We start from the raw sequence: 20,131 nt of genomic DNA, 5'->3' as shown, positions 1-20,131 counted from the left end.
CGCTCAGATGTCGATGCGCACGCAGTGCAGCAGGGCGAGGGCGTCGTCGGCTGCTACCGGCTCGGAGAACAGGTAGCCCTGCGCGCGGGTGCATCCCAGTTCGACCAAGGTCTTCCTTGCGCTCTCCGTTTCGACGCCTTCGGCGATGATGCTCAGTCCGAATGCCCGGGCGAGCCCGAGGATGGACCGGACGATCGCGAGGTCGCCGCTGTCGTCGTCGCCGAGGTCCGTGACGAAGGCGCGGTCGATCTTGAGTGCATCGACGGGGAGTTCCTTGAGGTGAGACAGCGAGCTGTAGCCGGTGCCGAAGTCGTCGATGGCCACTTGCACGCCGAGTTCACGGAGTTCGCGCAGTGTCACGCGGGTGCGGGAAAGGTCCTGCACCACTGCCACTTCGGTGATCTCGAGGCAGAGATCGGGCCCGGCTATGGAGAACTCGTTGAGGGCTCGTGCGACGGTACCGACGAAGCCGTTGGTGACCAGTTGGACGGGGGATATGTTCACGCGCATCGCGATATCGAGGTCGGGGATCTCGCGGCGCCAGTCGGCGAGGGTGCGGCAGGCGCGGTCGAGGACCCAGCGACCGAGTTCACCGGCGAGGTTGGTCTCCTCTGCGACCGGGATGAAGGCGGACGGAGGGAGCAGCCCGCGCGTCGGGTGCTGCCATCGAACCAGTGCCTCGAAAGCGGTGATGCGGCCGGTGACGAGGTCCACCTCGGGCTGGAAGTGCAGGGTCAACGAGTCGCCCGCGATGGCGTCGCGCAGGTGGATCTCGACGTCGTTGCGAAGCTCGGACTCGGCGCGCATCTCCTCGGTGAACAGGGCGATGTCGTGGCCGCCTGCGCGTTTGGCCACCAGTGCGGCCTGATCTGCTTGCCGCAGAAGTGACTCCGCAGTGTGCTTGCCCGGGATCCCGAAGGCGATTCCGATGCTCGCGCTTCTGCTGATCCGTTCGACTCCGAGGGTGACGGGTGCGTTCATGGCATCGGCGATCACCTCGGCGTGGTGTGTCGCGACGCGCGCCGAACACGGCCCGGCGAGCGCGACGACGAATTCGTCTCCGCCCAGCCGCGCGGCGAGGCCTGCCGTTCCACCGACGAAACTCTGTAGTCGCTGGGCGATGGTCACGAGGTAGTGGTCTCCGGCAAGGTGCCCGAGAAAGTCGTTCAATGCCTTCAGCCGATCGAGATCGATGTGCATCACTGCGACGGGGCCCGGCATGGACGGGTCGAGTCGCTCTCGGAGATGCTGTGCGAAGGCCGTGCGGTTCGGCAGTTTCGTCAGGTCGTCGTGTAACGCCGAGAATCGAAGTTGCTCCTCGGCGCTCACTCGCGCCTGCAGTTGGGAGAGCAGTGCAGCAATTGCTTTGAGCGCGTTGAGTTCCGCCTCGGACCAACTTCGATCGCCGATCTTGATGAAGCCGAGGATGCCGGTGGTGCGGCCGGAGTGCAGCAGCGGGACCACGGCCATCGACGTCGCGGAGAATCCTGACCCTTGCTCGACGCGTCGGCGGTAGTCCTCCTGCCCCGGATCCGGCCGAAACACTGCTGGTTCGGTCAGTGTTTCGGCCAGTCGGAACACCGAGTCGGCGTCGTCGAAGTAGACCACTGCCAACGGATCGGGATCGGGCACGCTCAATCGTGGTGGCCACTCCGAAGTGAGCCTGGTGGCTCTGGCCTCGAAATCGTTGTGCCGAAGGAAGCTGAAGTCGATACCGAGGTAGTCCACGAGTTGCCGCAGAACGGAGTCGTAGGCCTCGCGCACCGTCGCCGCATCGACTCCCATGAGTTCGGTTGCGACGCCGGTGACGAGGACCTCGAGCGTCTGTGTGCTCTCCAGGACTCCACTCCCGCCTCTGAGTAGACGCAGTGCAGGACTGTTCCCCCTGGTCTTCGGGCGGACTCTACCCCGAGACGGACGCCGAAACAGGAAGTCTGCGGCTGTGAATCGTGGATTTCGGGGCGCAACTCAGCCGCAACACCAGTGCCATGGAGTCGGCGCTGGCGAGGTCGAAGAGCATCCGGAACCTAGAATTCAACTGCTGCAACGCTTCTGCGTGATGCGGCGACAGTTGCCGATGCTCGGCCGCGGTGTGCGCGTAGAGGAACGCGGGGGAAACGGGTTGCACCGCAAGTCCGCGCAAATGTGCAGTTACCCATACGTTCTCCATTGCACATCCTCCTCTGATGTAATGCTCGGCCGTCGATCCGGGCACGACGACGACTGCCAGTGCCGAACTCGACAGCACTCGATCACGTATGTCGCTCTCCAGAGCCGCGCCTGCGCCCCAGGCATGCACGAGCTCCATCACGTCCGGTCGCTTGACGATCTCGAGCTTGGACAGGTCCGCGTCGTCGATTCCCAGCGTGGAGACCTCGATTCCCCGATCGGGATCGAGATCTCCAGGCCAGCGCAACTCGGAGAACATGTCTCGGTGCAGGTGCGGTGTGAGATACCGGATTCGGTCGGCAGCGGCGAGAATATCCGCGGCCGCGGCGATGGATTCGGGTGCCGTCAGCAGTACGGCCCGTCCGCCTTCTGCTTCCGCCGCAGCGGCGATGTCGTCGGCGATATCCGCGTCCAGGGGTGCGCCGGTGCCCATGTTCCGATTGGTGCACCGCGTCAGAACCCCGTCGAGCAGGCGTCGATCGGTGACGGGGTGTGGGTCGCCCTCGCGCAGCGCGATCGCGACTCCGTACTCGGTGATGTCCGTACCGGCGAGCCTGCCCTGTGCGGTGGCCACCACCCGCGCATTGAAGGCCGCGGCACCCACTGCCACGCAGCTGCCGCGGAAGTCGATGTCGAGGGTCGAGGTTCGCGTTCTGTCCACGCCGATCCGCACGGTGTGTCCGTCGCGCGTGAACGTCCACGGCTGACTGTTCCCACCGGACGGTGCCCGGCCGGCCGCGTCGAGTATCAGTGCGTCGGCATCGACGGAGGTGTGGTGAGTGTCGATCGTCGACCGCGCTGGACGCGTCGGTGTCGGTGGCGCGAGGGCGTCGAGATGGGTGTCCAGATCGATGCGGATGCGCCCGGACGGCAGTGGTGCTCCGGTGCCGAGGCGTCGAACAGCGGCGGCGATGGTCGCACCGCCGAGTTGTACGTCGCCGCCCAATTGTGGCCAGGTCTCGATCGTTTCACCCACTTCCACCATCGAGGCGGCCATCCGGGCGGAGAGCAGGGAGGCGTCGAGCTGATCGAGCACGATCGGGATCTTGTCGCGGGTGCTCAGCCCCTGCAGGCTGGTCGAGTCGATCTCGCCGAGGACGCCGTGGAACACCGGGCGGTCGGGTTCGAGGTCGAACCGTTCGACGTCGAGCAGTCCGCGGTCGGAGGTCTCCATCAGCACCGGGATGCCCCGTGACCTGGCTGCTTCGCGGGCGCGGACCTTGACGTCGAGGGAGTCGCATTCCTCGACGAGCACGTCCAGTCCGTCGAAGAACTCGTCGATGGTGTCGTCGGTGATTCCGTCCTGGGCGATGTCGACGCGTAGATACGGGTCGATTTCGGCAATGCGTCGGGCAGCGACGACTGCTTTGTTGATACCGAGATCGAGGATGGAGGCCGGAATTCTGTTGAGGTTGGACAGTTCGATCTCGTCGAAATCGGCGAGGCGAAGCGTCCCGCATATCCCTTCGAGTGCGAGGGTGTGGGCAATGGAGTGTCCGACGCTGAGGCCGATGATTCCTATCGTGAGATCTCCCAAGGAATTCTGTTCGGCCAGGGTTATCTTGTTCCTGTTTCTGTCGAGTCTGAGGTGTCGAAACGAGTTCGGTCCGAGAACCGAAACCACCGTTCTGCGCCACGGAAAGAAGACCCACCTGTCACTTTCGTCGAGAAGGCTCTGCTCAGGGCTGGGTAGAAGTGACTGCAACCCCATTCTCTGCGTCGGTCGCTCATCGAGGAATGTGAGGGTCGGGTCGCGTCTGAGTTCGTCGAGGGCGGCGCGCTGTGTGGCGTCCGTCTCGTCGAATATCACAGGCTTCCAACTGTGGCCGGATGTGGTTCGATTGTTCATGATGCGACTGCTTCCGGGAGTGCGACGGCTGCGCGGCGGTGTGCGAGCAGGGTGACCGTGTTGCGCCGCATCCGGCGCCAGGTGGCCAGGTCGGCATTGAAGGCGATTGTTGTTCTGTCCCACCAGAACACCTCGGTTCGGTAGCGATCGTCCGGGTAGGGGATCGGCGCGATCTGGGTGGCGATGACCGCTCCGGTGCCGAGCCATGCGGTTCGGACGTGGGAGGCCGCGGTAGCCAGGGCGTAGCGCGCGCCGAGCAGCGCCGCGCTGTAGGCGGGGGACTCCGCGATCATTGCCGTGACGGCACGGCCACGGGGTGCGTCCTGAGCGACCCACGCAGACTTGAGTTCGACGACTCCGTAGCCGATGCGTTCGTCGAGCATGGTGTGCACGTGGCGACGGCCTTCGGGGTATTCGGCGAATTCGATCAGTGCGTGCGATTGGTCGACCGAGGAATACGGCCCTTGCACCCGTACCCCGCCGACTATGTGTCCGGTTCGGTCGAGTGCGGCGAAGAACAGTGCAGTGGTGCCGCCGTCACGAATGGTCGACATTTCGAGTGCAGTGGTAACACCGTGTCGCATGTAGCTTTCTTCTGCGCCGTCCAGGAATTGTGCCCACAAAGCTGGATTCTCAGCAGGAGTGGTGGCCAGAACGAGGCATTGGGATCGGTGATCCCAGTACGAGGGGACGTCGAATGGAATTGTCATGTCAGTCTTCCTGATAGGAGTTGCCAGAATGCGAAAGGTTGCGCCTTCAGATTGTCCGGCTTTTCTTTTGCCGAGCTACACGTCGAGATCGGGGCTCGGGTGTGTCGCGGGAGACCGTCGGGGACCAGTAGCCTGCAGAGGTGCTGCTCTCCGACCGTGACATCCGTGCCGAAGTGACCCTGGGCAACTTGGCGATCGAACCCTTCGACCCGTCGATGGTTCAGCCGTCGAGTGTCGATGTGCGGCTGGACAAGCTCTTTCGGGTGTTCAACAACACTCGCTATACCCATATCGATCCGTCGCTGCAGCAGGACGAGCTGACGACGTTGGTCGAGCCCGCGGCCGGCGAGCCGTTCGTTCTCCACCCGGGTGAGTTCGTACTCGGCTCGACGCTGGAACTGACGACGCTGCCGGACTACCTGGCAGGCCGGCTCGAAGGAAAGAGCTCGCTCGGGCGGCTGGGTCTACTGACGCATTCGACCGCAGGCTTCATCGATCCGGGCTTCAGCGGCCACATCACGTTGGAATTGTCCAACGTCGCCAATCTGCCGATCACGCTGTGGCCGGGCATGAAGATCGGGCAGCTGTGTCTGTTCCGGCTGTCGTCGCCGTCCGAAAATCCGTACGGCAGTGCCGCCGTGGGGTCGAAGTATCAGGGTCAGCGCGGGCCGACGCCATCGAAGGCATACCTGAATTTCGTTCGGTCGAGCGTCGACTAGACGATCGTGTAGTTTGTTTCGCCGCACCGAAACGTGGTGAACGTACGGTTGTGACGCTACTCTGGAGACCTCACGTGGGTTGGGGCCTACCAGAGCGAGGTTTCGAGTGTCCGCGGTTACCGGTGCTTCGTTGGGGTCGAGTGGTCTCCGCAGTGTGATCACTGATGACGGCCACCCCGGTGTCGTGCTGGAAGTGCACGAGCCGGTCGCGTCGCAACCCGCACCCAACGGCCTCGCCCCCGATCCCTGGGACACCGTCATCACCTCGGTGCACGATCTGGCGACCGAGTACGCGTCCGGCCACCACTTTCCGGTGCTCGCGCTGCGCGAGAGCGACCCCAGAACGGCGTACGACCAGGACTTCTCCGACGGCGTCATGCTCGTGTCGGAACTCGGTGCCCAGCTGGGCGCGCTGCGCGAGACGGGTGTACTGGCAGGTGAGCGTTGTGTCGCTCTGTTCGACGTCGGCGCGTCCGGTACCTCGGTGTCCGTCGTGGACATCGACAGCGGGCGGGTTCTCGCAGCGCGTCGAACGGACGAATTGAGCGGCGACGACTGCGATCGTGTGCTGTGCGAGCAGCTCATCTCGACGTTCGGGGCAGCCGAGGCGTTGACGGTCGAGGCTCGCAGACAACTCGTGCACGATGTTCGCAACGGAAAACACGAACTCTCCCTACTCCGCAGCGTGTCGATCCTGGGACCGTTCGTCGGCGGACGTGTATCGCTGTGGCGTGGCAATCTCGACGAGCTCGTCCGAGATTCCGTACACCGAGCCGTCTCGATGGCCGTCGACGTGCTCGACGCCGTCGGCGCGCAGGGCATTCACATCGACGCGGTCGTCGCGGTCGGTGGCGGAGCCAACATGCAGATCGTCCAGCAGGTCCTGTTCGACGCGGTGTCGATGCCGGTCTACGTCCCCGAGCAGCCGGAACTGTTGGCGGCGCACGGTGCCGCTGGAATCGCCCGAACCGCGGGACTGCGGCCTGCGCCGACGCCGCGCGACGCACTCACCGATCGGTTCCCCGCCGTCGAGCGTGGCTCCGACGAGTTCGAAGTCGCCGCTGTTGCCCCCGGCGCGGTGGTCTCGAAACGCCCCAGGCACAGCGACACCTCGTCCAGGCGAACCACCAGGGCCAACAAGTCTCGGCATCTCGGTGGAGCGCTCGCGGCGCTGGTCGCGGTGTCCGTAGCCGGAACCATGGTCGCTGCGGCGGCGCGAACCAGCGGTGACGATCCGGTGCCGTCCGTCGATTCCTCGCAGGACTCCTCGCAGATCGCTCGCTCGCAGTCGGTGGTTCCGGCGGCCGACGGTTCGCCCGCCGCGTCCACTGCATCCTCGCTGCCGCTCGCGACCACGACGGCGACGCCTTCCGCGCCGATCGGTGCGTCGGCAACGTCGTCGTCCGAGGTGCCGACCACGACGGATCCGGTGACCAGCACAACGGCCCGGCGAGCGGTGGCCACGACCGGTGCCCCCTCCGTGGCCCAGGAGTCGACGGCCCCCGAGCGGCCCACCCGCGACCAGGCGACAGTTGGCCCGACGACGGCGGTGCCTCCCGCAACGACCACTCGTCCCACCACCGCGCAGCCGACCACGACGCGTGCGACGACCACCCGTGCGACGACCACGCGTGCGACGACCACGACGCGATCGACTCGGCCGTTCGATCTTCCGTTCCCGGACTTCGGCATACCGCGGCGCTGACCGGTCTGTAGTTTCCGACGACACCGGCCCCGGCACTCGAGGCAGGATGGGCGATATGGAGTCGATTCAGACCGAGCGCGAAGACAAGTTCGACGTCGACGCAGATTTCCAGTTGCCCACTCTCGCTTCACTGGTGCCGGACGGAGGCGCACTGATTCCGAGTGAGACCGATCTGAGCAGCGAGTACTTCGATACCGTCGGACACGATCTGTTGCGCCGCGGAATCACCGTGCGGCGTCGCACCGGTGATTCCGACAACGGCTGGCATGCGAAGGTCCCGGCAGAGAAGGCGCGGACGGAGATTCGGCTCCCGCTCGGCAGCGGCGCGCACGATGCAATCCCGGACGAGCTGAGCGACGTGCTTCGGGGCGCGGTGATGGGTGGGGAGTTGTCCGCGGTCGCGACACTGACCACCCATCGCACCATCCACACGGTGTCCGACGCCGACGGAGCCGTGGTCGCGGAGATCGCCGACGACGAGGTGTCCGTGGTTCTCATCGGCGGCGCGACCGGTCCGCGCTGGCGGGAGGTCGAGGTGGAGCTCGGGCCCGCCGGCTCGGAGTCCTTCCTGAAGAAGGCAGGCAAGACGCTCCGCGCTGCCGGAGCGCGGCCGTCGGCACACCCGTCGAAGCTGGATCGGGCGTTGTCGGTGGTGCGTCAGGCACCGGCCGAACCCGGGATAGAGCTGTTGATGAACTACCTCGACGATCAGGCACAGGCAATCGTCGCGGGAGATGTGTACCTGCGCCGAGGGTTGGATCCGATCCACTCCACGAGGGTGGCGATTCGGCGGTACCGCAGTACCCTCCGGGTGTTCGGGAGCGTGTTCGAGGACGAGCCCGCAGCGCACCTGGATGCCGAACTGGCTTGGTATGCAAGCATTCTCGGTGAGGTGCGAGATCGGCAGGTGCAGCGCGCTCGGTTCGCGGCGGCGCTGCGTGAACTGCCGCCCGAACTCGTGTTGGGCCCGGTGGCGTCGCGCATCGAGAACGACCTGTTGGCCGAGCAGATCAGGTATCGCGAGACGGCGATGACCGAACTCGACGGCGAACGCTACCGCGAACTGCTCACGACGGTGTCGGCGTGGTCGCGGAGGTTGCCGATAGACGGCGAGGTCAGCGACCGCCTGCTGGTCAAACTCGCGCGCAAGGCCGGGAAGAAGGCCGTCGATCGCACCAGGACCGCTGTGCGCGGCACCGACGACGAGGCGTTGCATCGCGCACGGAAGGCGTCGAAGCGAGCTCGATATGCGGCCGAGTTGGTCGCGCCGGTGATGGACAAGAAAACCTCGAAGACGAACATCAAGCGGTTCAAAACGATTCAGGAAGTACTCGGCGAGCATCAGGACGCGGTGATCGCTGCGGACATTCTGCGAACACTCGGTGCGAGGGCGGGGACGACCACGGGAGAGAACGGATTCACGTTCGGGCTGCTGTTCGAGCGCGAGCGTCGCGCTGCAGAGGCGGCCCGAAGCGAGGCGAGCGCGATGGAGTTCTGACCGACAAAAACAGTATGTTTCCCCGATTAGGGGCTCGAAGTGTACTCTGAGCCCGAATCGAATTCGGGGGAGTCGACGACCATGTCCATAGCGCTCGGCGTACACGTCGGTGTCGAAGAAGTGTCGGCTGTTCTGGTCGAGGCCGACCTGCCCGAACTAGGGCCCATCTCCGCTCGCACTGTGTCCGTCGCCGCGGCTCCCGGCGGTGTCGGTGACGCCGTCACCACGATGCTCGGAATCATGAGGGTGCAGGCGGCCCAGAACGACCTGCTCATCGCCGGATCTGCGGTGGTCTGCGACAGCATCGCGCTCTGCGGGATAGTTCGCGCCGCCTTGGCTGCCCACCAGGTCGGCGATGTCGGGGTGGTGGACGCCGGAGATCCGCGGTTGAACGACGAGGTTCCGTTGGGAATCGCAGCGGCGCTGATCGGTATCGCGACCGGCCCCGCCGTCTGGAGGGGCGACACGGTATCCGACGGCCCCGCGCCGGGCGATGGTGACGGAAGTCGTGCCGAGGCAGACGCGTCCGACACCCCACGCAGCGCGCGACTGACGATGATCGCTCTGGGCGTCGCGGTTCTCGCCGCGCTGAGCGGAGCCACGGTCTGGGCCTTGACGGCTGTCGGTCAAACGCAGAACAGCGTGGTCGACACCGCTGACGTCAACGATGTCGCCGAGCGGCCGTCGAGCAGAAGCAATGCAACCGGGTCTCCGCCGCTGGTGGTGGTCGCCGATTCTGTCGGTGCAGTGTCGAGTCCACCGGCCGAGACGGCGCTCTTCGAGTCACCCGTGTACGGGCCGCTCCCGGTCGGTACCTGGAGCGAAGTACTGCCGACGGGTCCGGTCGTCACTCCGGGCAGCGAGGTGCCGTCGAGCGGCGGTGATTCGGGTAGCGGCGGCAATTCGGGGAAGGGAGATCCGGCCGGCGGAAGACCGGAAGGGGGTACCGGCGGTGACACCGATGGCGGCGATTCGAGCGGTGAAGAATCGCCGACCGTCGAGCCCGAGCCAGACCCCGACCCCGAGGTTCCGTCGACGGACCCGTCCGAGCCGACCACCGAAGTTCCGGTGACCACCGATCCCGTCACCACCGATCCCCCCACCACCGAGCCCACCACCACCGATCCCCCCACCACCGAGCCCACCATCACCGATCCCACCGCCGACGCAGGCCCGTCGGAGGATTCGGTCGAGTGACATCGATTCGCTGATTCCATTGTGAGCGAGTGGTTTTGATACTTCGACAAGTCCTTCTCGTGACGGGTATGTGAATTCGACTCGCACACCTGAACTTCTGCTCACGCGTCGCTACCATCGAGTGATCGACCAGTAGACGGTGAGTATCCGATGACCGACAATCCCGCAGCAGAACCGGTGACCCGCACGACCATCGACAGGGCGGTGGGTGTTCTCATCGCGCTGCGTGGCTGTAGTCCGGACGAAGCGTTCGCCGAATTGGCGGCCCACAGCTTTCGTTTCGATGTGTCGCTGGTGCAGTCGGCTCGTTCGATCGTCGCGGCGGCGCGTGGAATGGACTCGGCCAACGGTGTCGCCTGTGCTGCGATGACGTCGGCGCAGGAGGAGTGGGGTTCGCTGCTTGCCGTCCGTCGCGACCCCTTCGATCACGTCGCCTGACGCAGAAGTCGCTGCTCTTTCTTGTTACCTCTCCCAAAACAAACCATAAGTTCACCAAGATGCCATAAATGCTGTCCAGAAGACGGTTCGGCGGTTAGTATCGGCAGGTCGGAGTAGCCAGTCGAGGCGAGGGAACATGAGAACAGTCCTTGGTGTTTCGGTGGGTTCCGCCACTGCCCGAGGGGTCGCCGTCGATGCGGTCGACGAGTCGGTACGGTCGGCCCATATCGTCCACTCCTTCGATCCCGACGACCACCTGCAGGTCGCCCTCGATCTGTTGGACTCCATGTCGCGCGATCAGATGGTCGAGAGAACCGACATCGTGTTGGCTGTGCCCGACGATCCCGGTGCTCGCGCGCGCACGTCCGCCTACTCCACCTACGAGGCCGACCGCCTGCTGGTCGCATCGGAACTCGGTGCTCAGTTGCGGTATCTGCGCGGCACCGGCCAGCTCGAGGGCGCTCGTACCGTGGCGATCTGTGACGTCGGCGCATCCGGGACCACGATGTCCGTCGCGGACCCGGCAACCGGAACGGTCTTCACTTCGGTGCGCACCACCCTGTTCGGTGGCAACAGCTGCGACGAGCAGATCTCGCGCTACTTGCTCTCGACGTACGGTGCGGACGAGCTGGCGTCCGAGCACGCCCGAGCGCAGTTGATGGTCTCCACCCGTACGGCACGCGAACAGCTCTCCCGACTGCGCGTGGCGGAGGTCGCCGGGCCGTTCATCGGTGGTCCGGTGAGGTTGTGGCGCAATACTTTCGACGATGTGCTCGAGCGCAGCATCGGGTCGTTGGAGGACTGGGTCGCCAGCGTCATCGTCGACGCGCCCTGTGCCGTGAACGCTCTGGTGATGGTCGGCGGCTGCGCCAACATCCCGTCGCTTCGACGCCTGTTCCGCCGCGATCTCATGCTGCCGGTCGTTGCACCCGCGAATCCCGAGTCCCTCACCGCGCACGGCGCCGCTCTGATGGCGGTCGACGCCGTCGCCTCGCGTCGGCACCGCCCGCGCGGAGCCACGATCGCCGACGCAGTGCCGTACCCACAGGCCACGATGGTGGGAATGGTGGGATACCACGACGCTCCGCGACACCGTTCTGCTTGAACCCGCCGGCCTGGCCAACGAACGCCGTTGTTGGGTAGGTTTCTCGGGTAATGATGAACAGCAGGGGACGAGACGGTGGGACAACAGTGGCAGAGCAGGTAGCGGAGTCCGGTACGGCAGCACCCGGCGCGGAAGCATTCGATCCGGCGGAACATGCTCGGAGCATGGTCGGCTATCACTACCGCACCGAGGACTACTACGAGGTGGGTCGGGAGAAGGTTCGTGAATACGCCCGGGCCGTCCAGGACTTCCACCCCGCGCACTGGGACGGCGACGCCGCGGCCGCGCTGGGTCACAGTGCTCTCGTTGCACCTCTGACATTCATGTCGCTCGTCGGCACTCTTGCACAGAAGAAGCTTCTCCAGTCCATCGCGGAGGGTTACGACCTGAGCCAGATCCTGCAGACCGATCAGGTGCTGGTGTTCCAGAAGCCGATCCTCGCCGGCGACCAACTGACGTGCGATGTTTCGCTCGACTCGTTCAAGACGGTCATGGGTCGCGACATGATGGTCACCAAGAACGTCGTGTCCAACCAGAAGAACGAACTGGTGCAGACCACGTACACCACCTTGCTCGTCGGCCGGTCCGGTGAGATCGATCCGGCTATCGCCGAGGCAGCTCGCAATATCGTGATGTTCGGTGCGACGACCGATACCAGCAGTGCCGATTCGAGTGAGCACGACACTCTGTCCACTCCGCAGGAGCACGAGCCGCTGATCGTCGAGGAGTACCGGGGACAGCCGAAGCAGAAGTTCGACGAGGTGAACGTTGGCGACGAGATTCCCTCGCGCACAGTGAGTCTCACTCGTGGCGACCTGGTCAACTACGCGGGCGTTGCCGGCGACGCGAACCCGATTCACTGGAGCGAGAAGTTCGCCAAGATGATCGATCTCGAGAACGTGCTGGCGCACGGAATGCTCACGATGGGCGTCGGCGGCGGTTACATCAGCGAGTGGCTCGGCGATCCGGGCGCTGTGAAGGACTACACCGTTCGCTTCACCACCCCCATTCCCGTGGACACCCACAAGGCCGCCGAGATCGTCTTCACCGGCAAGATCAAGTCCAAGGACGAGGCGACGCGTACAGCGGTCATCTCTCTGGGCGCGACCTTCGAGGGCAAGCGAATCTTCGGTCACCGCGCTACCGCGACAGTGCAACTGGGCTGAGTGCCTGCGGCCGTGGTGTGGGGATTTACGCCCCGGTCAGGAATCCGCACCGCGTGCAGGGGGTGCGGATTCCGATAAGGGGCGTAGATGTGTGGCGTCGGGTTTCCGAGTGTGGGGAGCTGATCGGCAGGGTGTAGCGGCATAGACGCCCTTCGTCGTAATCCACGCCCCGTGTAGCGGGCGTGAATTCATGCGAGGGGCGTGGATGTGCGCTGGGTTCATCCCCCCACGAAGATGCAGAAGGGGTGGCCGGCCGGGTCGGCATAGATTCGGATCGGCTCTTCTGGATCGTCTCGCAGATCCCGCAACAGCCGCGCCCCCAATTCGAGTGCGCGCGAGTGCTCTTCGTCGAGTTGTTCGACAGTGTCGACGCGAAAGTCCAGGTGCAACAGCGCATCCAACTCGCAGTTATGCAGACGAATCGGGCCTGAAGTCCTGCATAACTGCGAGTTCGGCGTTGGTCAGGATTGCGGCTGCGGCCGCTCTCGATGCCTGCGTTGGAATCCAGTGCGAGATGCCGGGCAGGACTGTCAGTGTGTACGCCGCATCGACGTATCGCTGGGCATTCTCGATGGCGGAACGGGTGATGAAGGTGTCGCCGTCACTCCACACCATCGAGGTCGGGACGGTGATGCGCAGGCGACCGATGCCCGGGTTCGAGAACGGCAGTCCGCGATACCAGGTGACAGCGAAGGGAAGCGCGCCGTACTCGACGATCTCCGTGCGCGTACGCTTCAGGTCGTCGGCAGTCATACCGCTTCTCTCGTACCACTTTTCGGCCCTCTGGCCTGGGCGCGCCATCCACTTCTCGGGCAGTATCGGCAGTTGGAAGAACGCGAAGTACCAGGAGTGCAGTATTTGCTTCGAGCTGAGCAGGCCGGTCATGAACGCGCCGGGGTGGGGAACCGAGAATGCCGTCAGCGACAACGCCAGGTCGGGTCGGCGGCCCGCGGTGACCCACGCGATGTTCGCGCCCCAGTCGTGTCCGACCACGTGAACCGGCCGTCCGATGCGGTCGATCAAGGCGATCACATCACCCACCAGTGCACCGACGCGATAGTCCCGACGCCGCCGCGGCCGGGCGCGAGGCGAGTATCCGCGCTGATCCGGTGCAATCGTTCGCATGCCTGCGTCGTTGAGTATCGCCATCACTGCGGACCACGACGATGCCCGCTCGGGGAATCCGTGCAGCAGCAACACGACCGGGCCGTCCATCGGTCCCTGGTCGAGGACATCGAACACCAGGCCGTCGTGGGTGTACTCGGTGATTCGCTCCGTTTCGGAGCCGCTCGTCAGCATGTGCTGGGCACCGACTGGCCGGCGAACACGGCGGCGAGGAACTGCATGGCCGCTTCGTCACTGACGTCGTGACCTTGTTCGGGCTGTTCCTGCGCGACGACCGAATCACCCAAGGCACATGCCTTTTCGACGCCGTCGGCAGTCCACTGCGGCAGCACGACGTCGTCCTTCGCGCCGTACGCCACGAACATCGGCACCTCGGTCCGCACTTGCGGGAGGGTGTAGCGGCCCACCACGTCGAGCAGTCGTTGCTCCAATTCCGGTGTGTCGGCTGCGAACTCGTCGGGTGCCATTGCCTGGACTGCTCGTTCCTTGCCCTCGATGTCTCCGCCCTGGCAGGTGAGCAGCAGCTCGCTGTTGGCCTCGGCGACGCTGCCGCTGTAGTCCTTCGGGTCGATCGCGGGGTCCACGTGCTGCGCGCCGTAGAGCAAGTACGGCATCAGTTCCTTCTGCGGCCTGGTCAAGGTTCCGTCCTCAGCGGACCGAACCAGGGGCGTCAGGTCGGTCGGCGGCGACAGTGACACCGACCCCACCAGGTCCAGGCCCTGACCGTAGGATGCGGCGAGTTCGTTTGCAGCCCAGGCTGCTTGGCCACCCTGCGACAGACCGACCGCGGCCCAGCGAGTGGACACGTCGGGCAATGCGGTGTGCGCTGCGCGAGCCGCGTCGATCATGTTGTTTCCGGCGGTTCGCGGTTCCAGGTACGGATGGGTGCCGCCGCCGGTGCCCAGGCCCTGGTAGTCGGGGAGCACGGTGACGTACCCGAGTGCGGTGAAATCCTGCACCACGAACTGATATCCGAGCAGATCCGGATATAGGGTGGGTCCGCAATCGGCCTCCACGCCGGTGGTGCCGTGTCCGTAGACGACGATCGGCCACCCGCCCTCGGGCGGGGTTCCTGCGGGAACGGCTGCCACCCCGGAGACCGCTGTGGGGGAGTTGTCGACGCCCGACGTCGACTCGTACACGAATCGGTACATCGTGGCACCCGTGTTGGAGAGTTCGGCGGATCGCTCACCGAAGTCCTCGGAATCGAGAACGGTGCCCGGCACACCCGTCAGGTCGTATTCGGGGGCCGGTGAGGTGGTCGAGGCAGTGGTCGACGAGGCGACGGGCTGCGAGGGCGTCGAACTGCATCCCACGGTCACGGCCACTGCAAGGCAGCAGGCGGCAGCGGACATCGATCGGGAGTAGGAAAGCACAACGCGTGTCTACCAGAACGAGCTCACAGGTGGCCGACCGCTGGAGTTGCGCAGCAACCCCCGCCCAGCAGCCGTGTTTGCCTCTTCCGCTTTCGGGGGACTATCCCAGCCATGAAGATCGGTGTCGTCGTCAGTGCGGTCGTAGCGGTTGTGGTGTCGTTTCTCGGCTCCGGCGCATGGATCGGTACGCCCATCGCCGAGGCGGCCGGCGGAGCGCTCAGTGCCACGTCGACGCTGGTGGCACCCGCTGGGCCTGCGTTCTCCATCTGGTCGGTGATCTACACCGGACTGATCGTGTACGCCGTCTGGCAGTTCCTTCCCGGGCGCACTGCACGTCACGACGCCCTGCGAGCACCGATCATCGCGTCGATGTTGCTCAATCCGGCGTGGATTCTCGCGATTCAGTTCGGCCAGGTATGGCTGAGCGTCGTGGTCATCGTCGCCTTGCTGGCGGTGCTCGTCCGCGTGTTCGTGCTGATGCAGCAGCATCGAGCGGAGGGAGTCGCCGACGCGGTGATCACCGACGGCACCATGGGCCTCTACCTCGGGTGGGTGTGCGTGGCGACAATCGCCAACATCTCCGCATGGCTGGTGAGTCTCGGTGTAACCGGTGCCGCCACGATCTGGGCGATTGCCGTGCTCGTCGTCGCAGCTGCCGTCGGGGTACTGCTGGCCCGGTATTCAGGCGGGGCGATCGCGCCGATGCTTGCCATCGTGTGGGGCCTGGCGTGGCTGGCACAGGGTCGTCTGGCGGGAGAGGTGACGAACACGACGGTCGGACGGACTGCAGTGCTCGCCGCCTCTGTCGTCGCGTTGGCGACCGTGGGGATCAGACTTCGATCACAGCGGGCTACCGGCCGTCAGAGCGTCGCGGCGTAGTAGCTTCCCCAACGCGTGCTCAGGAAGTCGGACAGCAGAGCCGAGGAATTGGTTGCACGCCAGGCGACATGACCGTCGGGTCTGACGAGGACGGCTCCGGTCTCGCCTACCTCGTACAGCGATATCAGCTCCTCTCGATCGACGCCGACGGGTACGTCCATGACGACGAGTGCGATGCCTGGCCGTATGTCACCGAGTTCCTGCACCGCTGGTGCCCACGCGGAACCGTCGAAGGTGAACAGCGTCAGCATGTTCGGGTCCAGTACGTCGTGCGGTGACACGAGCTGACCGTCGACCGACACAAGGGCGTGCGGGATCCGTGCGCCCGGGTACGTGGTGGGCACGTAATCGACCACGTCCTCGGTGGGTTTCGCCGACGCGTCCTGCGCGACGAGCGGACTGGCGTAGAGGTAGCCGAATTGCAGTCCGGTGGAGACGAAGTGCTCCAACTGCAGGGGAATTGCCGCCGCGATCTCGGCGCGGAGTTTCGCGGATCCGGGGGCATCCGGGCGCAGGCTTCGCGATCGGCTCATCTGCTTGCGTGTTGCTGCGGCCGCGAGGGGCGCGATCAGTCGGCCCGGGATCTTGTTCAGTGGAGCCCGCCCCATGGCCTGAGTTGCTTTGGCCAGCATGGCGTTGGTGATGCCCACCCGCTTGCCGATGTCGTCCATCCGGAAGTGGTTGGCGACGCTCTGTTCGGCGAATTTCTCCACCACGGGGCGGCGCTCCGTGTCGTAGGTGTCCAGCAGCTCCGGAGCAGCCGCGCCCGAGAGCACGGCGTCGAGCTTCCACGCGAGGTTGTGTGCATCCTGCACACCCGAATTGAGACCGAAGCCGCCGGTGTGCGGAAAGCGATGGGCAGCATCGCCGAGCAACAGCAGACGTTCGCGTCGAAAGCTGTCCGCCGTCTGCGAGGTCATCACCCAGGTTCCGGTCGACTCCAGCTCGAAGTCGTTGGATCCCAACACCTTCGGAAGTGTCGTCTCCCAGAAACGACGGCCGTCTCTCGCGATCTCCTGATCGGGATGGAGGTAGGCCGTCATCAGGATGTAGCGATGATCCGCATGCGAGATGAGCACCCCACACAGGTCCGGGGTGTAGATCCAACTCAACAACGGACGCGCGTCGTCGGGAAACAGTGTGGTGGAGGTGAAGAAGGCACTGCCCATGTTGGCCAGTACCGGCCCGGTCAGCGAGATCCTCGCGGCATCCCGGGTGACGCTGTTGGCACCGTCGCAGGCCAGCACGTACGGGGCACGCACCTCGGTGTTGTGGCCCATCGCCGTTCGGAAGGCGACACGGGCGTCACCGGGAGTCGATTCGACCGAGTCCACGGTGACTCCGCGTCGAAATTCGATCAGCGGTTCTGCGTCGACTGCGTCCCACAGCGCCGGCATCAGGATGTGCTGGCCGATGTGCGAAACCATGTAGGGGCTCTGGCTTTCCACGACGGCTTTGCGTTCGGGATCGGACAGCAGATCGATGGACCCGATGGCGTCACCGGCCAAGTCGCCGTACCAGCTGATCAAGTTCACCTGGTCGTGCGGAGGCGACATCGCCGCTATCGACTTGGCCAGTTCGGGGCTGTACTCGTTCCAGATCTCCAGCGTTCGAGCATTGATGACGTGGGCCGCCGGATGGAACAGCGGACTCCTTCGACGCTCGAGCAGTACGGTGCGAATACCTCTGCGTGCCAGCAGAAGCGCTGCGGTGGTACCCGCAGGCCCCGCACCGATGATGACGACAGGGCTGCTCATCGGACGATGGTTTCCTGGGTACCCAGATCGATCGAGCCGTCCGGGGTGCGGATGGTGGCTGTGACGACCTCGTCCACCGAGAGATACTTCGGGTTCTTGGCCTGGCGCGCGAAGAAGAACTTCCACTTCAGTGCCGGCGGAATGAGCTCGCCGATCTTCTGAATCACTTTCGGTGGGGCCGAGATCGCGGTGCCGATCGGCGTTCCGGTCAGCAGAACGTCGCCTGCGGTCATGTTCTGAAAACGGGCCAGTCGGGTGAAGGCGTCGGCGGGAGGAGTGATGAGATCGTTGCCGATCGTCTGGTCCTGTCGGGTTTCGCCGTTGACGGCCAACGTCATGCGTAGCTCGGGCAGTCGACGCAACTCGTCGTTGTCGAGCAGAACCAATCGGGGACCGAGTGGGGTGAAGGTGGGATACGACTTGCTTTCGTACACCTGCACTTTCGTCAGCTGTATCTCCCGAGCCGAGACGTCGTTGGCGACGACGAAGCCGGCGACATAGGAACCGAGGTTGTCGTCGGTGACCGTCGTCCCGATGGGGATATCGGCACCGACCACCACGCCCAGCTCGATCTCGTAGTCGAGCAGCGCGACCTCCGGTGGCTGTCGAATGGGATCGTTCGGGCCACTGATCGACGCGGACGACTTGCGAAAGAATGTCGGCTGCAGCGTCTTCGGGTCCGATCCGGCGTCGATCGCGTGCGAACGGTAGTTGAGCAACTGCGCCACCACTCGGCACGGTGCGGTGATGGGCGAGACGAGTTCGAGCTCGGCGACGTTCGTGCCGGCTCCCGAAGCGGCATCGATGGCCGCGCGGTCGGCCAGAAGCTCACGTGTGGTCCGGGCATCGGTGTCGATCCGAACGGCCTGATCGCCGTCGAGTCGCCACCAGCTGTCTTCGGTCCGAATGATGTTGATAGGCATGATGTTCGATCTCCCCCCAGAAGTTCGGTCACAAAGTTTTCGGAGTGATGGTCTTTTTGTTGGCGACCACCGGCCGGCCGGGCCTCGTGCCCGCCTCACGCTGCCGCAGCTCCTCGTGAGTGGCTCCGTTGCGCAGCCTGCTCAGGAGGTAGTCGGGGTCGATGTTGACGCCGATGGGATTGCGCGCGAATTCCTCGGTGAAGAAGAAGGCCGCGGTGTTGTCCGGGTCGAAGTTCTCCACCTGGAACTCGAGCCGAATGCCGTCGGGGTCCTCGTAGTACAGCGAGATCGTGGGTCCGTGGTTGATGGACCACACCGGAAGAATGCCCAGGCGCTTGAGCCGCACGTAGTTCTCCAGCAGTCGTTCGAGCGAGACGAACGTCAGGGCGATGTGGTCGATGCCGTAGGCCTTGCGTCGCAGCTTGGCGAAGGGGAACACGAACTTGACGGGCTTCGGTACGGCGATGATCGCCAGTCGGTGTGACTCGTCGTCCCAGGTCAAGAACGTGATCTCGTCGTCCTGGTACGCGATCTCGGCACCGAACACCGTGCCGTACCAGCGCACCATCTCCTCGGTGCGAGCCGACTTGACGACCCAGTGCGCGATGTAGTCGGGCGCGACCCGGGGCGTCGTGGTTGCCGGTGCATCCTGCTGTGCGCTCATGAATCGACCTTTCGTCGTGATCGCGAAGTGTGATCCAGATTATGTCTACTTTGACTACCAGTCAATAATTTGACTGACAGTCAGTCGAATTTTCGCGTCGACCGGGGCCCCAGTTGAGGCGCGTGGGGATCAGGCGGGTGGGATCAGCAGGTGAACACGCCCGACGAGCGTCAGGGCGGTGTCGGTATCGGCACCGTCGAACACTGCCGTGTGTATGCCGCGCATGGCCCCGGTGAGGAGGCGCGCTGCTACGGGCAGGTCGGTGTTGCGGTCGATCTGCCCCGCCTCGGCTGCGGCGCGGAGTAGTTCGGTGATGGCATCGACGAAGCTGTCGTGCCAACGCTCCGCTGTGCCCTCGGATTTCGGGACTCCGAGATTGCGGAACAGCACGTGCGTGCGCGGCGTCTCGTAGATGCTTTCGGCAGCTATTCGCAGAAATGTCTGCAACTGCTCGAGTGGGGTGTCCGGCCAGCCGGCATCCGCAGACCGTTCACCGATGCGCTCGATCAGCACGGTGGCGGCGTCGTCGACTGCAGCCTGGAACAGTTCGCGTTTGCTGGGAAAGTGGTGGAAGGCCGTTCTCGGCGCGAGACCGCATCGGGCAGCGACACTTTCGATCGTGATGTCCGCGTAGTCGGCGTGCCGCAGTAGTTCTTGGGTGGCCTCGATCAGTCGTGCCGGTGCGGGCCCGGGTTCCTCCGTGGCGGACGACCCGGCCCAGCGGTACAGCGTGGTGGTGTGAATGCCCAGGGACGACGCGACGGCCGCTGGGCTCTCGGAGCCACCGAATGCGCGCGCCACCGCTTCCTTGCGATCGTCGAGTGTGAATCTGGAGACCCTGGCCATGATCG

Annotated in this window: 18 protein-coding genes; 8 read left to right on the top strand and 10 right to left on the bottom strand. The window is 64.8% G+C overall.

The features are described 5' to 3' along the window. Positions 1 to 3 precede the first annotated feature (3 nt). The 3 genes from MTX34_RS08795 to MTX34_RS08785 form a co-directional block, all read right to left on the bottom strand. Positions 4 to 1,785, bottom strand: coding sequence for a bifunctional diguanylate cyclase/phosphodiesterase (locus MTX34_RS08795; protein WP_243609139.1), 1,782 nt, complete (start codon positions 1,783 to 1,785; stop codon positions 4 to 6). A 118-nt stretch (positions 1,786 to 1,903) separates the two neighbouring features. Beyond that, positions 1,904 to 4,018, bottom strand: coding sequence for an Rv1355c family protein (locus MTX34_RS08790; protein ID WP_243609138.1), 2,115 nt, complete (start codon positions 4,016 to 4,018; stop codon positions 1,904 to 1,906). Then, positions 4,015 to 4,728, bottom strand: a complete 714-nt coding sequence (locus tag MTX34_RS08785; RefSeq protein ID WP_243609137.1) for a hypothetical protein — start codon at positions 4,726 to 4,728, stop codon at positions 4,015 to 4,017. The genes MTX34_RS08790 and MTX34_RS08785 overlap by 4 nt, the downstream gene beginning before the upstream one ends. Positions 4,729 to 4,868: 140 nt before the next feature. Here MTX34_RS08785 and dcd point away from each other — a divergent pair, with 140 nt between their 5' ends. The 7 genes from dcd to MTX34_RS08750 all read left to right on the top strand — a co-directional run bounded on the left by dcd (position 4,869) and on the right by MTX34_RS08750 (position 12,556). Further along, entirely contained in the window at positions 4,869 to 5,447 is a 579-nt protein-coding gene (gene dcd, locus MTX34_RS08780; protein ID WP_243595178.1) for a dCTP deaminase, read from the top strand. A 154-nt stretch (positions 5,448 to 5,601) separates the two neighbouring features. Beyond that, complete coding sequence (locus MTX34_RS08775) at positions 5,602 to 7,152, top strand: Hsp70 family protein (protein ID WP_243609136.1); 1,551 nt, start codon at positions 5,602 to 5,604, stop codon at positions 7,150 to 7,152. A 55-nt stretch (positions 7,153 to 7,207) separates the two neighbouring features. After that, on the top strand, positions 7,208 to 8,650 hold the full coding sequence (locus tag MTX34_RS08770) for a CYTH and CHAD domain-containing protein (RefSeq protein ID WP_243609135.1): 1,443 nt from the start codon (positions 7,208 to 7,210) through the stop codon (positions 8,648 to 8,650). A gap of 81 nt (positions 8,651 to 8,731) precedes the next feature. Next, positions 8,732 to 9,847 (top strand): hypothetical protein, encoded by a 1,116-nt coding sequence (locus MTX34_RS08765; protein WP_243609134.1) that lies wholly within the window; start codon positions 8,732 to 8,734, stop codon positions 9,845 to 9,847. 150 nt (positions 9,848 to 9,997) lie between these two features. Continuing rightward, positions 9,998 to 10,285, top strand: a complete 288-nt coding sequence (locus MTX34_RS08760; protein ID WP_243609133.1) for an ANTAR domain-containing protein — start codon at positions 9,998 to 10,000, stop codon at positions 10,283 to 10,285. Between the two features lie 136 nt (positions 10,286 to 10,421). Beyond that, the gene (locus MTX34_RS08755) at positions 10,422 to 11,390 is read left to right on the top strand and encodes an Hsp70 family protein (protein ID WP_243609132.1); all 969 of its coding nucleotides are present in this window, start codon (positions 10,422 to 10,424) and stop codon (positions 11,388 to 11,390) included. Between the two features lie 50 nt (positions 11,391 to 11,440). Beyond that, the gene (locus tag MTX34_RS08750; protein ID WP_243609131.1) at positions 11,441 to 12,556 is read left to right on the top strand and encodes a fused (3R)-hydroxyacyl-ACP dehydratase subunits HadA/HadB; all 1,116 of its coding nucleotides are present in this window, start codon (positions 11,441 to 11,443) and stop codon (positions 12,554 to 12,556) included. Between the two features lie 218 nt (positions 12,557 to 12,774). Here the strand turns inward: MTX34_RS08750 and MTX34_RS08745 are convergent, their stop codons facing one another. The 3 genes from MTX34_RS08745 to MTX34_RS08735 are packed head-to-tail and all read right to left on the bottom strand — an operon-like array spanning position 12,775 to position 15,057. Further along, complete coding sequence (locus MTX34_RS08745; protein ID WP_243609130.1) at positions 12,775 to 12,957, bottom strand: VOC family protein; 183 nt, start codon at positions 12,955 to 12,957, stop codon at positions 12,775 to 12,777. A gap of 7 nt (positions 12,958 to 12,964) precedes the next feature. Then, on the bottom strand, positions 12,965 to 13,855 hold the full coding sequence (locus MTX34_RS08740) for an alpha/beta fold hydrolase (RefSeq protein ID WP_243609129.1): 891 nt from the start codon (positions 13,853 to 13,855) through the stop codon (positions 12,965 to 12,967). Then, entirely contained in the window at positions 13,849 to 15,057 is a 1,209-nt protein-coding gene (locus MTX34_RS08735) for a S9 family peptidase (RefSeq protein WP_243609128.1), read from the bottom strand. Before MTX34_RS08735 ends, MTX34_RS08740 begins: the two co-directional genes overlap by 7 nt. A 111-nt stretch (positions 15,058 to 15,168) precedes the next feature. Here MTX34_RS08735 and MTX34_RS08730 point away from each other — a divergent pair, with 111 nt between their 5' ends. Then, positions 15,169 to 15,936 (top strand): tryptophan-rich sensory protein, encoded by a 768-nt coding sequence (locus MTX34_RS08730; protein WP_243609127.1) that lies wholly within the window; start codon positions 15,169 to 15,171, stop codon positions 15,934 to 15,936. On the opposite strand, the gene MTX34_RS08725 is transcribed toward MTX34_RS08730, so the two are convergent. The 4 genes from MTX34_RS08725 to MTX34_RS08710 form a co-directional block, all read right to left on the bottom strand. Beyond that, positions 15,918 to 17,693: an FAD-dependent monooxygenase gene (locus MTX34_RS08725; protein ID WP_243609126.1), complete on the bottom strand. Its 1,776-nt coding sequence runs from the start codon at positions 17,691 to 17,693 to the stop codon at positions 15,918 to 15,920. The two genes, MTX34_RS08730 and MTX34_RS08725, sit on opposite strands and share 19 nt — an antisense overlap. Continuing rightward, positions 17,690 to 18,616, bottom strand: coding sequence for a fumarylacetoacetate hydrolase family protein (locus MTX34_RS08720; RefSeq protein ID WP_243609125.1), 927 nt, complete (start codon positions 18,614 to 18,616; stop codon positions 17,690 to 17,692). Before MTX34_RS08720 ends, MTX34_RS08725 begins: the two co-directional genes overlap by 4 nt. Positions 18,617 to 18,644: 28 nt before the next feature. Then, on the bottom strand, positions 18,645 to 19,280 hold the full coding sequence (locus MTX34_RS08715; protein WP_243609124.1) for a VOC family protein: 636 nt from the start codon (positions 19,278 to 19,280) through the stop codon (positions 18,645 to 18,647). Between the two features lie 129 nt (positions 19,281 to 19,409). Next, positions 19,410 to 20,126 carry a TetR family transcriptional regulator gene (locus MTX34_RS08710; RefSeq protein ID WP_243609123.1) on the bottom strand — a complete coding sequence of 239 codons (717 nt, stop codon included), beginning with the start codon at positions 20,124 to 20,126 and terminating at the stop codon, positions 19,410 to 19,412. Positions 20,127 to 20,131: the final 5 nt, after the last annotated feature.

This window comes from Rhodococcus sp. ARC_M5, assembly GCF_022810405.1.
Classification (GTDB): Bacteria; Actinomycetota; Actinomycetes; order Mycobacteriales; family Mycobacteriaceae; genus Rhodococcoides; species Rhodococcoides navarretei.
The sequence above is the reverse complement of the archived record's forward strand: the minus strand, read 5'-3'. Positions and strand labels throughout refer to the sequence as shown.